This window comes from Thermomicrobiales bacterium (assembly GCA_041390825.1).
In the GTDB taxonomy this organism is placed as follows: domain Bacteria; phylum Chloroflexota; class Chloroflexia; order Thermomicrobiales; family UBA6265; genus JAMLHN01.
The window spans coordinates 108,227-122,500 of record JAWKPF010000006.1 but is presented as its reverse complement, the minus strand read 5'-3'; the positions used below and the strand labels follow the sequence as shown (position 1 = coordinate 122,500).

Annotated in this window: 12 protein-coding genes and 1 pseudogene; 5 read left to right on the top strand and 8 right to left on the bottom strand. The window is 63.4% G+C overall.

Annotated elements, in window-relative coordinates; translation table 11 throughout:
* Positions 1-404 precede the first annotated feature (404 nt).
* Both R2855_03005 and R2855_03000 read right to left on the bottom strand, forming a co-directional pair.
* The gene (locus R2855_03005; protein MEZ4529975.1) at positions 405-1,040 is read right to left on the bottom strand and encodes a response regulator transcription factor; all 636 of its coding nucleotides are present in this window, start codon (positions 1,038-1,040) and stop codon (positions 405-407) included.
* Positions 1,037-2,968 (bottom strand): HAMP domain-containing protein, encoded by a 1,932-nt coding sequence (locus R2855_03000; protein ID MEZ4529974.1) that lies wholly within the window; start codon positions 2,966-2,968, stop codon positions 1,037-1,039. The genes R2855_03005 and R2855_03000 overlap by 4 nt, the downstream gene beginning before the upstream one ends.
* Positions 2,969-3,278: 310 nt before the next feature.
* On the opposite strand from R2855_03000, the gene R2855_02995 reads away from it, so the two are divergent.
* The 3 genes and pseudogenes from R2855_02995 (at position 3,279) to R2855_02985 (ending at position 5,660) form a co-directional block, all read left to right on the top strand.
* Positions 3,279-4,109 carry a cyclase family protein gene (locus R2855_02995; protein ID MEZ4529973.1) on the top strand — a complete coding sequence of 277 codons (831 nt, stop codon included), beginning with the start codon at positions 3,279-3,281 and terminating at the stop codon, positions 4,107-4,109.
* A 248-nt stretch (positions 4,110-4,357) separates the two neighbouring features.
* A pseudogene (locus R2855_02990) lies at positions 4,358-5,176 on the top strand (pyridoxal-dependent decarboxylase).
* Positions 5,085-5,660, top strand: coding sequence for a pyridoxal-dependent decarboxylase (locus R2855_02985; GenBank protein ID MEZ4529972.1), 576 nt, complete (start codon positions 5,085-5,087; stop codon positions 5,658-5,660). The pseudogene R2855_02990 and the gene R2855_02985 overlap by 92 nt, the downstream one beginning before the upstream one ends.
* A 4-nt stretch (positions 5,661-5,664) precedes the next feature.
* Here the strand turns inward: R2855_02985 and R2855_02980 are convergent, their stop codons facing one another.
* From R2855_02980 to R2855_02970, 3 genes are all read right to left on the bottom strand, one after another.
* On the bottom strand, positions 5,665-6,063 hold the full coding sequence (locus R2855_02980; GenBank protein MEZ4529971.1) for a PIN domain-containing protein: 399 nt from the start codon (positions 6,061-6,063) through the stop codon (positions 5,665-5,667).
* On the bottom strand, positions 6,057-6,287 hold the full coding sequence (locus R2855_02975; protein MEZ4529970.1) for a ribbon-helix-helix protein, CopG family: 231 nt from the start codon (positions 6,285-6,287) through the stop codon (positions 6,057-6,059). The genes R2855_02980 and R2855_02975 overlap by 7 nt, the downstream gene beginning before the upstream one ends.
* A 334-nt stretch (positions 6,288-6,621) precedes the next feature.
* Complete coding sequence (locus R2855_02970; GenBank protein ID MEZ4529969.1) at positions 6,622-6,894, bottom strand: hypothetical protein; 273 nt, start codon at positions 6,892-6,894, stop codon at positions 6,622-6,624.
* 254 nt (positions 6,895-7,148) lie between these two features.
* On the opposite strand from R2855_02970, the gene R2855_02965 reads away from it, so the two are divergent.
* Positions 7,149-9,584, top strand: a complete 2,436-nt coding sequence (locus R2855_02965) for a helix-turn-helix domain-containing protein (protein ID MEZ4529968.1) — start codon at positions 7,149-7,151, stop codon at positions 9,582-9,584.
* A 62-nt stretch (positions 9,585-9,646) separates the two neighbouring features.
* On the opposite strand, the gene R2855_02960 is transcribed toward R2855_02965, so the two are convergent.
* The gene (locus R2855_02960; protein ID MEZ4529967.1) at positions 9,647-10,693 is read right to left on the bottom strand and encodes a Gfo/Idh/MocA family oxidoreductase; all 1,047 of its coding nucleotides are present in this window, start codon (positions 10,691-10,693) and stop codon (positions 9,647-9,649) included.
* Entirely contained in the window at positions 10,690-11,619 is a 930-nt protein-coding gene (locus tag R2855_02955; GenBank protein ID MEZ4529966.1) for a sugar phosphate isomerase/epimerase, read from the bottom strand. Before R2855_02955 ends, R2855_02960 begins: the two co-directional genes overlap by 4 nt.
* A gap of 312 nt (positions 11,620-11,931) precedes the next feature.
* Between R2855_02955 and R2855_02950 the strand changes: the two genes are divergently transcribed.
* Complete coding sequence (locus tag R2855_02950; GenBank protein MEZ4529965.1) at positions 11,932-13,203, top strand: nuclear transport factor 2 family protein; 1,272 nt, start codon at positions 11,932-11,934, stop codon at positions 13,201-13,203.
* Between the two features lie 158 nt (positions 13,204-13,361).
* On the opposite strand, the gene R2855_02945 is transcribed toward R2855_02950, so the two are convergent.
* Entirely contained in the window at positions 13,362-13,880 is a 519-nt protein-coding gene (locus R2855_02945; protein ID MEZ4529964.1) for a hypothetical protein, read from the bottom strand.
* Positions 13,881-14,274 lie beyond the last annotated feature (394 nt).

The window sequence follows — 14,274 nt, the reverse complement described above, 5'->3', positions numbered from 1 at the left end:
CGTGCCGCGTGCCGCGTGCCGCGTGCCGCGTGCCGCGTGCCGCGTGCCGAGAAAATGAAATCGGCCGAACGGGTGGCTGGTCCCGTTCGGCCTACTTCTTTGGAGGGAAGTTCCACCGGACACCTTTGGCTGGATGGTGTTCGGCGCTGATCGAAGGCGGCTGGCTGGCGCTCCTTCGATCTGTTTCCATCATAGAACCGGGTTTTGCGTACAACCATGGCCGATTGGATACCAATTTTGGTCCGTTCGCGCGTAACGATCTTGGATCTCGCGCGTCGTGCGAAAACACCCCAGCGCACAGCGCCCGATCGCGTCATCCACACCCAGAATCGTCCCCGGACCCCGGACCCCGGACCCCGGACCCCGGACCCCGGACCCCGGACTCCGGACTCCGGACCCCGGACCTATATCAATCCCCGCCGAATCGCTTCTGCGACGGCATGCGCGCGGTCGATGGCCCCCAGCTTGGCGAAGATGACCTGTAGCCGCTTCTTGATCGCAATCTCGCTCCGGCCGAGTTCCCGGCCAATTTCGCGGTTGGTCAATCCCTGCGCGGCCAGCTTGAGGATGTCCCGGTCTTCATCGGAGAGATCGGCGTCGCGCCGGGTCTGCTCGCGCGCCAGCCCCTTGAAGTCTTCCAGCACCGCATCCAGCAGTTCGGGGCTGAGCTGGCGGCGTCCGCGCACCGCGCTGCGGATGGCGGAGATGAGCTGATCGGGCGGGGTCGATTTCAGCAGGTAGCCGTCGGCTCCGGCTTCGAGCGCTTGCCGCACATAGGCTTGATCGCCATAGGAGGTCAGAATGATGACCGCCGAGCGAACATCCTGTTCCCGCAATCGCCGGGTGGCCTGCACCCCGCTCGCCCCGGGCATGCGCAGATCGAGCAGGATCACATCCGGCTTCAGCGCGCGAGCCTGTTCCAACGCGGTCGAGGCGTCATTCGCCACGCCGGCGACGGAAATATCTTCGGCTGTTTCCAGCACCCGGCGGATGCCTTCGACGACCACTGGATGATCGTCGACCAAGAGCACAGAAATCACGCGGTTTGCGCCTCTTCGACCGGCTCAGTTGCAGGGATGCCGTTCGTCGACGCGCCGTCGAGCGTCACATCGTCCACCCACTCATCCAGCTCGGCCTCCGGTGGCTGCCGGACAAGATCATTCTCCCACGCGCGACGCAAGACGACGATGGTGCCGGCGCCAGGGCGCGAGACGATATCGAGATCCGCGCCGATGGCCGCGGCCCGCTCGCGCATGCTCAGCAGCCCAAGCGACATCGACCGCCCCGCCGCGTCGATATCGAACCCGGAGCCGTTATCGCGCACCGAAACGCGCAGCTCGTTTTCCCGATACTCGATCTTGACCAGCGACTCGTCCGCCTGCGCATGCCGCAGCGCGTTGTGCAACGCTTCCTGGATGATGCGATAGATGCTGAGCCGCACTTCCGGCGAGAGCCGGCGAATCTCGCCCGTGACCTCGAGTTCGGAGGGGAGTCCGGTGCGGTTGATCTGGTTGACATAGCGTTCTACGGCGGCTTCCAGGCCGACATCGTCCAGGTCGGGTGGGCGGAGCGCGAAGATCACGTTGTGCAGCTCGTCCATCGACTGTTCCAGCAGCTCTGACGTGGCGACGAGCCCCTCGGTTTGCGCCGATTCGCCGTTGCCATTGCCGTTCGCGTGACCATGCCCGTTGCCGCCCTCCGAAAGGACGAGGGCGCGCACCCGATAGAGCGCGCCGGTGATGAGCGGCGAGACGGCATCGTGAATGTCGCCGGCAATGCGGCGGCGCTCGTCTTCCTGCAGACGCACCGTGCGGCGAAGCAGCTCGCGCATCAGGTCGTTTTGCTCATCGGTTTGCGCCCGCGCGATCTCGACTTCCTTGACCTGGCTCGTGAGCCGGTTTGCCATATCGCGCAGGGAGAGACTGAGGGAATAGACCTCGCCTCGGCCGACCGGCTCGACCTGGCTGTCGAGATCGCCTGAAGCGATTGCGGCCGCTTCCTTGGTGAGGCGCCGGAGCGGGCGGGCCGTGAGCTCGCCGAAGATCACCGAGAGGAGCAACGTGAGCGCGACCGCGGTTGCCAGCGCGATCAGGCTGTTGCGCACGAGCGATTCGTTCGGGCCGTAGTTGGCCGGGGCGGGTCCGGTGACCGCCACCGACCATTGCGCGCCAGGGTATTCCACCGGAAGCAGCACCCCCATCCGCTCCAGACCGTTCGGATCGGTGTAGTTGATGCGCACGCGTTTGCCAGCCACCGAATCGGTCACCGCCTGTTCGAGGTCGGAGGTGATCGTCTGGCTGGCGCTGGTATCGGTTTCCTGGTCGGCGATAACGCCTCCGGCCGAAAGGAGCATGACCGATGTTTGGCTCTCGGACTCGCCGGAAACCGGCAGGAACGCGCGTTGCAAACGGTCGATCGAAATGAACGAGCCGATGGCGCCCACCGGGGTGCCGGTGTCCTCACTGCCGTCCGCGGCTTTCGACAATACGGGGGAGACCATGGCGATGACTTCGACCTCGCCCTCGGGCACCACGAGCTTGCCGGTGATGGCCGATTCTCCCGCGGTCAGCGCAATATCGGCCGCGGTCTTGATCTCCGCTTGAAAGGCTGCCGGGTCGATACCTCCCGAGTAGGCGATGACCTGTTGATTCGGATCGAGCAGGAAGAGCCCGGCCAGGCTTGGACGGAGCTCCTTGGCCTGCGCCAACACCTCACTCGCCTGGGTTGGGTCCATCGACGAGATCGCGGGGTTGGCCGACAAGCTGGTCAGCACGTCCTGGTTTTCTTGCAATGTCTGATTGATGCCGCGTGAGACAACTTCGGCAAAAGCGACTTCTGTCTCGTAAAGCTGATCGCGGCTATTGGAAAGACTCTGATCGAGGATGTAGAAAATGACTCCCAACAAGGGGAGGAGGCAAAGCGACGCCGCTGCAACGAAGCGGGTTCGCATTGACCAACGACGAGTCATGACGATTCCGATATGCGAAGGCGTGCGGCATCGACGCAGCACGACAAACGCCTCACGTCCGGAGGCATCTGTACAGTGTGATCCACCGGAACGCCGATTCCCATATACGGATGAACCGCGCGCGGTATCCGAATCGAACCGGAGGTTCGGATTCGAATACCGTGTGAAGTGCTCCCAAACTCGACCACTGGCGTCGTTCGCGCCGGACCGAACATCGTCTCTGCTCGAGCTTTCCAGAAGGCCCGATTCATCGCTGCAAACGCATCGTATCATCACGCATCAGGCTTCGCCCACCAGGAGACCGCGCGCAATGGAGCAACCGATTTCCGGCACTGTCGACGGACGCGCAGTGCAAATCTACGATCTGGAGCAACCCCGTTTCCGGGGGATGCCCGTGCACGATTCGCATCAGCCGGGATACTTCTATTCGCTCCACCGGCGGCATACCGATGCCATTCGCAACGGTGCCCCAGGATCCCGCACCGGATCATCGGGTGTGATCGTGGCAATGGAGCATTCCGGCACCCACATCGATGCCCTTTGCCACCAGGCGGTCGATCTGCAGTTCTACGGCGGGACGCCGGCGGAAGAGTCGATCAAGTTCGGTGGCTATGCCAATCACGGGGTCGAGCAGATCGGCCCGATCGTGGCGCGTGGCGTCTTGCTCGATGTCGCGAAGCACCGTGGGGTCGAATCGCTGGTCACCGGTGATGTCGTTGGCGCGGTCGAGCTTCAGGCAGTTGCCGCGGCGCAAGGAGTGGAGGTGCACGCCGGCGATGTGGTCCTCATCCGCACCGGCAACGACCTGGTTTGGAACGATCCCGGCCAGTATCTCCCCGGTCCCGGGATGGACGGCAGCGCCTCCAAATGGCTGGCGAGCCTGGGCATCAAAGCGACCGGCGCCGATACCATGGCCTGGGATGCAATCGGCCTGTGGGATCCCGAGCTCGATATGGAGCTCCCCGGCCACGCGACGTTCCTGGTTGGGCATGGCATCTACATCATCGAGAACCTCTACCTGAAGGCCCTTTCCGACGCCAACGCCTGGATCTCTACCTTTGTATGCACCCCGCTCAAGTTCATGGGCGCCACCGGCTCGATGGTCAGCCCGATTGCGATGGTTGTCGGAAATGGGAAATAGGAAATGGGAAATAGTGATTTCGTACATTGCGTCCGCGTGTCGATCAGTCGCCAAGCTTTAGCCGTTTCCAGTTTCCTATCTCCTATTTCCCATTTCCTATTTCCGTCCTAACCCGAGGTCACCATGTCCAACCGACCAAACCCATTCGAAGATGTTGCGCTTGCCATGGATGCGGCCCATGCTGCCGCCAGGGAACTCATCCTCACGTTTGCCGATCGGCCGGTCGGGCGTGGGTCTCGCCCGAGGCGATGGAAGCTGCCTTCGATGACGCGCTTCCGATCGAGGGCGTGCGCGCCGCTGTCGCGATCGACGAATGGCTCGCCCGCGCCGAACCGGGCATCGTCGCAACCGCCGGGCCACGGTTCTTTGGCTGGGTCTTCGGCGGAGTCACTCCCGGCGCGATCGCGGGCGATTGGCTCATCTCCGCGCTCGACCAGCAGGGATCGCTCTGGACCGCGAATCCGGCCTCGGTACAGACCGAGCATGCCGTGGTGCGCTGGCTGAAAGAGATGTTCGAGATTCCGGCCGATTGGGTGGGAACCACCACCAGCGGGGCCACCATGTCCAACATGGTCGGGCTTTCGGCGGGACGGCAATGGGTCGGGCAGCAACTCGGATTCGATCCCGCGCTCGATGGGCTGGCGGGGAACCCGGTCATCCCGGTGGTCAGCAGCACCGAAATCCATACCAGCGCCATCAAAGCGCTTGGGCATCTCGGATTGGGCAAGAAGGCCATCAGGAAGGTAGCTGCCCCGGGCGGCGCGATCGACCTCGCTGCCTTTCAGCAGGAGATGGATGCGATCGATGGCCCGGTGCTGGTGGTTGCCAATGCCGCCGAAGTGAACTCCGGGCATTTCGACGACCTGAACGGCATGATCGATATCGCCCGGGCGCATTCGGGCGGAGCGTGGGTGCATGTCGATGGGGCGTTCGGGCTCTTCGCCCGGCTGTCGCAGCGTACCCGGCATCTGGTCGATGGTATCGAACGAGCCGATTCGATCGGTTCCGATGCCCACAAGTGGCTCAACGTGCCGTACGACTCCGGCTTTGCCTTCGTGCGGGACAAGGACGCTCTTCGGATCGTTCAGCAATCCCGCGGCCTATCTTGCCGGCGCGCCCGTGGGTCTCGATTTCGACGTCTACATCCCGGAAATGTCACGTCGCGCGCGGGGTGTCGCGATCTGGATGTCGATCAAGCAGATGGGCTTGCGCGGCTACCAGGAAATGGTCGACCGCTGTCTCGACAATGCCTGGTCGTTCGCTGAGTGGGTCGATGCGGAACCCGGTCTCGAGCTGATCGCGCCCGCGCCGCTCAATATCGTCTGCTGGCGTTACACGCCGGAGGGGCTGGACGAAGCCGCCACCGACCAGTTCAACCGCGACGCGGTCAAGGCCATCCAGGCCGATGGCCGCGCCTTCGTTTCCGGTACGGTCTACCGCGGCCATGCCGGAATCCGCTGCGCATTCGACAACTGGACGACGACCGCGGACGACGTGGCCATCCTCGAGTCGACGGTGCGCGACATCGGCGCGGCATTGCGGAGAAGCTGACCAGTCAGGGAACGATCTGGATCGTGCCTTCTCGCGCAACCGCGGAGAAGTGGCGAAGATCGATCGTGGCGACTTGTCCACCGTTGCGTTCGGCACAGGCGATCACAGATGCGTCGGCGTACCCAAGCGGCATGTCACGGTAGCGGCGCACGAGTTCCCGAATGCGCGGCAGGTCCTGGTCGCCACAGTCGAGCAGGTAGCTGCCCAGTTCGATGTCTTCCAGGAAGACGTCGACGGTTTGCAGCCCAAGCCGCGTTTCGACGAGGTAGGTGATTTCGGACATGATCCCGACCGGAATGATGAGGGGTCCCCTGCAGGATGCGAAGAACTCCCGAAATGCCGCATGTTGCGGGGCGTCCCGATTCATGGCGATGAACAACGCCGACGTATCGAGCGTTACCAATCGGGCTTCCAGTTGTCTGCAAGGTACGCGTCGATGTCCAAGGGGTCGAGCTCTTTGTCGGACGCAAAGCCAATCGAGCGCGGCCAGCGCCGCTTGCGACGTTCTTCCAAATACGCGCTGACTGCTTCCCGGATGATCTCGGCCTCAGGCCGGCGCTCCATCCTGGCAACTGCTTCGATTTCGAGCTTGAGCGTATCGGGGAAATAGATAGTTGTCTTGCGCATCGGTTCGCCTTCCCGACGTATGCATGGCGGACTGACACATACCATATACCATACATCGGACCGGGCGGGGTTCCTATCGATTCGATCGCGGCGCCATCCAGGCTGTCCAGGCCAATGGGCGCGCCTTCGTCTCCGGCACGATCTACCTTGGCCACGCCGGTATCCGCCTCGCTCAATGTGGTTCGCTCGCGTAGTCGCAGTCCTCCGTGGCTGCCCGAACATTGCTCGATTGCAACTCTGGAAGACTGCGGCTACACGGTCTGAGATACAGGGCAACCCGCTCTGAATGACCCGGGTTGGGATGATCGTCCTGGGCTGAACGCATCCCGCCGCGTTATACGGTTGAATCGGCCAGACGGTGGCCGGCAGAGATGAGCTTGACACCGAGCCAGTGGGACAGCCGTAGCTGGAGCAGGTGTGGTGTCGTTCGTTTCGCGCCGTTGTCCGTCGGAGCGACCGCGTGGTCCTTGATCATTGCGTTCTTTTCTGCCGTGGCCAATGCCTGTTGCTGTCGCTCCAGCATCGCCAGGTGCAGACCGGAGTTTGGGCCGCCTTCGACCACGCATCGCATGAGTTGGTGCTCAGTCAAGTATTCGGACGTGCTCATCGAAGTTCTCCTTCGATCAAAGTCGCCCAGTTGGTCCTCTCGTGAGACCCGCGCTCGGCCCGGAGGTATCAAAGCCGAATTCCCGGACGCGCATCTGATCATGACCATCGTGCGCCGCGTTGTTCGCTGACACAAGGAAGATCGGCCACGCAACTGCCACCGTTGCCCAACCATGTTCATATTCATGTTCAGGTGCGAGTGTTACAATCGCATTACGTCAATGCACCGCCAAGGGTCGCAATTGGAGACTGGCCATGTCCACGTTGAGGCCACTCCCGCTCGCCTATCTTCTCCGGCGTTTTCGGCTTGCGGCCGGCCTCAGTCAGGAGGCGCTGGCCGAGCGTGCGGGGCTGAGCACGCGCGCGATCAGCGATCTGGAGCGCGGGCTGCGCACTGCTCCCAGACCCGACACCATGCGTGCGCTCACAGACGCGCTCTCCCTCTCGGACGAACAACACGATGAGCTCATGCAGGCGGCCCGGCCCGACATTTGGCGATACCCGGAAGCGGGCAACGGAAACGGGAACGGCAACGGGAACGGGCACGGGCAATGGGATCAGGGCCAGATACATCGCCCACGAAGGCGTTCCCTGCCGATTCCGCCAACGCAGCTGATTGGGCGCGACGATGCGGTTGTCCGGATTGGCGCGTTGCTCGACGGTCAGGATGTGCGGCTGATCACGCTCGTTGGCCCGGGAGGAGTCGGCAAGACGCGCCTGGCGATCGCGGTTGCGGAACAGGCTGCCACGGACTTTGCCGATGGGGTGGTCTTTGTCGATCTCGCGCGGATCAGAGAGCCGACGCTGGTGGCGCACGCCATCGCGGAAGCGCTTGGCATCACCTCCGTTGCGATGCGGCCCATGGTCGAAACCCTCTCGCTCGCGCTGGAGCAACGCTCGATCTTGCTGGTTGTCGACAACTTCGAGCACATTCTCGACGGCGCCACTGTTGTATCCGATCTCATGGGCGCCTGCCCCAATCTCGAGTTCGTGGTCACGAGCCGCGAGCGGCTTCACCTGCGGGGTGAGCACGTCGTACCAGTCATTCCGCTCGAGCTTCCGCCCGATGCGAGTGAATGGGCTGACGTGGAGCTGGAGGACATCGCCCGCACACCCGCGGTGCAACTCTTCGTGAGCAGAGCCCAGGAAGCGGGTTTCGGCTTCGAGCTAACGGCTGACAACGCGCAGGCTGTCTCGGAGATCTGCCGGCGCTTGGACGGTCTGCCGCTCGCTCTCGAGCTTGCGGCTTCCAGAATTCGGCTTCTCGATCCGGACGCATTGCTCACCCGGCTCGACCGCAAGCTTTCCACACTCACCGAAGGAGCGCGCGACGCTCCCTCGCGTCATCAAACCATGCGCGATACCATCGCGTGGAGTTACGGCCTCCTGTCTGACGACGAGCAGACGCTCTTTCGCCGGCTGGCCGTTTTCTCCGGTGGATTCTCCTTGCCGGCAGCGGCCACCGTCGCTCCGGAGTCGTACGACATTGGGGACGATCCGTGGGCCGGTCTCTACTCGTTGGTCGAAAAGAGTCTTGTCAATGAGGCGCCGGGCCCATTGGGTCGGCCTCGCTTCAGCATGTTGGAGGTCATTCGCGAGTTTGCCCTGGATCGACTGAACGCTGCCCAGGAAGAAGACGAAACCCGGCGAGCCCATGCCCAGTGGTTCCACGATTTGGCCGTCGAGGCGGAAGGAGATCTCCGGTTTGGCCTGAACCAGTTCGCATGGTTCCCGGAGATCGATCACGAGCTTGGGAATCTGCGCGCGGCAATGTCCTGGTATCGGTCGGTCGGCGACGGAGCACGCCTCATTCGCATCGCCACCGCGCTCGACGAATATTGGTTCTCGCATTCGCTCTACCGGGAGTTCATGTACTGGTTGAAGGCGGGCCGCGCGCTCGACCCCGAGCTCGATCCCGTGGTGGATGGTTGGGCGCGCTGTCTCGAATCGTCCGCTACGCGTCTGCTGGGAGATATTCCAGCCTCCCAGCGCGCGATTGCCGAGGCGTTCATCGTGGCCGAATCGTGCGGCGATCTGTTCCTGCGGGGGCGCGCGCTTCTTGGGAGCGCACTGCTTGCTCAATTGGAGAACGACTACCAGCGAAAGCTGGTGCTCTGCCAGGAGGCCGTCCCCTGTTTCCAGGCAGTGGGCGCCATGAACTACCTGGCGCTCATGTTGGTCGAGATCGGCAGCGCCTACCAACAGCTCGGGGATTCAGCCAACGCGGCCGCAAGCATCGATCAGGGTATTGCGCTCATGCGCACCACGGGCGACGACTGGGCGCTCGGCATGACGACCGGTATTCGCGGCGACCTGTCGCTGGCCGAGGCGGATCATCTCCTCGCCGCGCAGATGTATCGGGAATCGATCCAGCTCAGCCGCCAGACGAACGACGAACGCACCGTGCTGTTCGCTGTGAACGGATTGGCTCGCCTGGCATTGCAACTCGGAGAAGCCGGACGGGCGACCCGTTTGCTGAGTGCGGCCATGGCGCGAAGAAACAATTGGGCCGATGCTCCGGCCACGACCAGTCATCTCTTCGACGACGCGGTTGCCTCTGCCGAATCCGCGCTGGGGACGGATGCATTTCGCCACGAATGGGCAATCGGGAGCGCGGAGTCGTTCGAGACCACGTTGGCCGATGCGCTGGCGTTTGCCGACGAGGTCATCGGACCCGAACCCGACGCGTGACCGGCGGCGCTCACGGACCGTCTCGTCCAGAATCTGAGTCGAACGCGCGATGAGGTCCGGTCTCAGCGCAGCGCCACTGGCTTCCCGGTCCGCGACGATTCATAGATTCCCAGAATGATCGCCAGGGAGTTACGCGCGTCGCGGCCGGTGACGGCTGGTGGGCGGCCATGCCGGATGGCGTCCAGGAATTCGGCGATCTGGAGCTGATGAAACTCCGGGAAGCCGGGGCGTCCCTGTTCGGCGTCGGCCCAGGACGCGCGTTCTGTCGCTGCCGGCTCGAACGTCCAGATGTCGTTGACCCCCTGGGTGCCTTCCGGCGCTTCCAGCAAGCTCACGGTCGCGCCATTGTCGCCGCGGAGCATGATGCGGAACCCGAACTCGGGTTCCACGGTGGTGAATGCCTCGATCGCGCCGAGCGCCCCGCTCTGGAACGTGACCGTGGCCGCCACGGTGTCTTCTACGTCGATATATGCCCCATGCCGCAGGGTCGCGATCTTGCCGTACACCTCCGCTGCGGGGCCCATGAACCACTGCAGCATGTCGACCATGTGCACAGCCTGGTTCATCATCACCCCGCCGCCCTCGGTTTCCCATTTCCCGCGCCAGGGATCGGATTCGAAGTACGACCGCGGGCGCCAGAGATGGGAGTAGGACGATCCAAAGGTCAGCGTGCCGAGCAGCCCATCGTCGATCGCGCGGCGGATGCGTTGCGCTGCCGGCCAGAACCGCCGCTGGAAGATCACCCCGAACGCGACCCCGGCCGCATCGGTCGCCTCGATCATCCGGTCGGCTTCCTCCAGCCGGACCGCGATCGGTTTTTCGCAGAGCACGTGGACGCCTGCCTCGGCGCAGGCCACCACCAGCTGTTCGTGAACCGGATGCGGGGTGCAGATCATCGCTGCATCCAGGGTTCCCTTTGAAAAGAAGGTGTCCAGCGAATCGGTGGCGATCTCCGCGCCGAACTCGTTTGCGAACGCCTCTGCCCGGCCCGGATCGGCATCGCAGAATGCGACCAGCGATGCTCCCGGGGTGATTCCAATTGCTTCGGCGTGGGTGCGCGCGATCTTGCCGCAGCCGATGATGCCAACGCGTAGCGCTTGCTCGCTCATTCGCCCAATACCTCATGCAGATAGCGGGCCGAACGGGCCACCGCGTCGTACCCCGGATCGAGATCGTCTTCCTGTTCGATGCTGATCGTGCCGTCGTAGCCGATGGCGCGCAGCGCGGAGACGATGGCGACCCAATCGAGCTCGCCGTTGCCGGGCAACCGGTAGCGCCACCACCCGCTGCCGAGAATGCCCTGACGCCGCAAGCGGTCGCGCACGATCTCGCAGTCCTTGCCGTCGACGTGATAGATCCGGCTGCCGAATTCGCGGATCAATCCGGGAGTGTCGTCGATGCCCAGCCAGAGCAGATGCGATGGATCGAAACTGAGTCCTATCGCCGGGGAGGGAAGCGCGGCAAACATGGCCTGCCAGAGCTCGGGATTGTGGGCGATGTTTCCTTCACCCCCGCCGCGCCCGGCAGTCTCGAACGCGATGCGCACCCCCCTGGCTTCGGCGCGCTCGGCGAGCGGACCGTAGACCTCGACGTACCGGGCGAGGTTTTCCGCCACCGTGTTCGACGGATGCGCGTCACCCACACCCGGCAGCCCATAGAAGTACATCCCGTTGCCCGAACCGGTGTAGGTCACCACCGTTGGGCATCCAAGCGCTGCCGCGGCGTCGATCGTCTTTTCCATAACGGTGATGCGTTGTCGACGCAAATCGTCGTCCGATGTCAGCAGATTGATCATCGGGGCCAGCGCGGTGAGCTCGATGCCGTGGTCATCGAAGAGCGCCCGCACCGGTTCCGGACCATCGAACAAGATTGCGTCCAGATCGAGATGCCCGTGGAGCGATCCACCATCGGTCACGGGGTGTCCCGGACCGACATTGACCTCCATCCCCTGCAAACCGTTGGCTGCCGCCCAGGCGACCACGTCCACCAGCGGGCGCGGTTCCAGCCCCACCAGCGATGCAAACCCGACCTTCACCCGCTTCCCCTTCCACGCGACGATGTCGCGCGGATTCTATCCGAGTGTCAGTGCGTGTTTCCGAGCAGATGATTCGCTCGAAATGCGCCGGATGAAACCTGCTCGGCGACAGCGCGCCGGCACACCGAATCTCGTGATGCTGCGTGTTCGAACGAGCGTGGTCTTGGCGCCTGAAACCCGGGAATTGCGTCCCAATGTCGATTGTCGGCAGGGTCTGACGCCGAAAGCTGCAGGAAAACGGTGTGCCTTGCGTATAGCGCCCCCTGAGGCACGCGTGCATGATGGACATAAGCGAACCGTGGAGGCAGCGAGATGATCGTCAAGAGCACGGTCGATAGTGTCAGGTCACGCGAGGGCAATCGACGCACCACCGATGCGCAGTGCTATGCCAGCTCGACTGGGCGGCGCCTTTCCGGGCTGTTGGTCGTGCTCCTGGTGGCGGTCAGCTTCATGGCGCTGCTGGAGGTCAGAAGGATTCCGCTCGTCTCTCCGTATCTGGCGCGCTCGACCAACGCGACGCAAACCATCCGCAGCTTCTACGCCGGACTCAACGAGTACATGGAAACCGGCGATGCCGGCGCCGTTTCGAACCTCCTCGCGCCGGATGCGCTGGTGGTCGTCCCCGCACATGGCGCGATGGGAGCCGATTCCGGTCTGCTCACCTATCTGATGGCCCTTCGGTCGACGCTGCCGGACCTTCGGTTCACGGTCGAGAAGATCGAATCCGAAGGTGACATTGCCATCGCCACGGTGCGCCGGTCAGGAATCGAAGAGGCGCCGTTTGCCGCCTTGGGCAGCGCGTCCGGAGTCTCCCAGGAATTCTTCCGGGTGAGTGACGGACGCGTCACGCAGCAATGGACGACCGAACCCGATACGGTCTTGACGCACCCGCTCACGACAGCGCCGGCGCCCGTCCATTTGCTGCAAGGCGGCCACCTTGCCATCGCTGAGCTCACGTTCGCTCCGCACGCGGGTGGAGCATTTCCTGTCGACGGGCCTGCGCTGCTGCTGATCGAGCAAGGGAGCCTGACCCTGATCGGGGATGGCTTCAGCCAGTTGCTCGACCTCGTTTCCGGTGTCGCATCGGCGCCCGGTCCAGACGAACGTGTTTCCGCGAAACCGGGACAGGCTATTGTCATCCCGGCGTACCGCGCGAACGTCCAGAACGACAGCCCTGATACGGTCGTCGCGCGCATCGCAACGCTCGTGCAGGATTCACAAGGCATGCTGTCAGCCTATCCCGCCGATCGGCCGCGTCCGCCAGAAGCGCTCAATCATTTCTCGACGATGCGCTTGGCCCGCACCATGATCGTTGGCCCCGTCACGGTTCGTCCGCTCGGTTTCGACAACTACCCGATCCCCGCCGGCGAATGGGAGGTCGAGATCGTCTGGGTTGTGCTCGGACCGGGCACCACACTTCCACCGGCGGTGGTTGGCGATCGCGCCCTGGCGCACATCATGACCGATTCGGAGCCGGTCTCCACGTCGTACCAGCACCCCGGGGACCTCCCCGATTCCCTTCGGAACGACGGCAGCGATCCGGTGACCGCGCTCATGATCCGGGTGACCCAGCTCGAGGGATAGTCCGGTACGCACCGCCAGTGGTAGCGGTGCGCGGTCTGGCATCTTCGGACCGATCTTCAGTCCGATTGCCGTAACAACCGTGGCCCGTTCACGCAACAATGTGGCAGGCGATCTCGGGTCCCGAGATCGCCTGGCTGTCCGCGCGAAGGTGCGGCCACCTACTGAAGATTGGGGCGGGAAAGTGGCGTCCAGTAGTCGTAATCGAATATCAGCTCCTTTGGTTCGAGCACAATCGATGCAACCAGCAGGAGCGGTTCATTGCCATGGTTCGATAACGTTTCCCCTGCGCTCGGGGCAAACGCAATCGAGTCGCCATCAGAGAGATACGTCGTTGCCCCAACCTCAACCGATGTCTCGGCGCCGTCTTGATTGGCGGTTGCCGCGCCTCGAAGAAGGTCGATCTGCAGGGATCCCGAGATGACAGTGATAACTGCCGGTCCTGAATGACTGTGGGCGCGGATCGTGACGCGCGGTGCGAGCGCAATCTTAAGCAAGACCAACCGGCTGCCGTCTTCCGCCATCGAAACCGAAGCAAGCGTTTCCGTTGACGGCATGCCCGCAAGCCGGCCCTCCGCGGCCGCCTCGCTCGTTGGCAGGATGAAGAACGTACTCGCAACTAACGCTATGGCAACGATGCTGGCGGCGATCCGACGGGCAGTTGTGCGTGACGCATTCATCCGTTGCTCCTTTCCTCTAAAAGTATTCGTTCCTTCGCCAGTCGATTCTGGTGCGCTTCCATCGTGCCTTCGTCTATCCCGGGACTCCAGCCAGAACGCTCACACCTCGCGCACAGGTCGCTCACGGTCGATCGACGGGTGATAGGATGGCTCTGGAACGATTCGTTTCAGAGACCCGAGTTTCGGGGTGACCGATGCCGCAGGGAGAGCCAAACTCGCTCGCGTCCAAAGCTGGCGCCGCCATGACGATGGCCGATGCCATGGACATTGCGCTGCAGGTACTGGATCAGGCTGAAGCGGCCGCACCCGGTCCCCACGCGGCGTGAGGAGACCGATCGGCCGGTAAGCAAGAACCACGCGGTTTGCCGCGTGGCGCTTGCCGTGTTGGGATGTC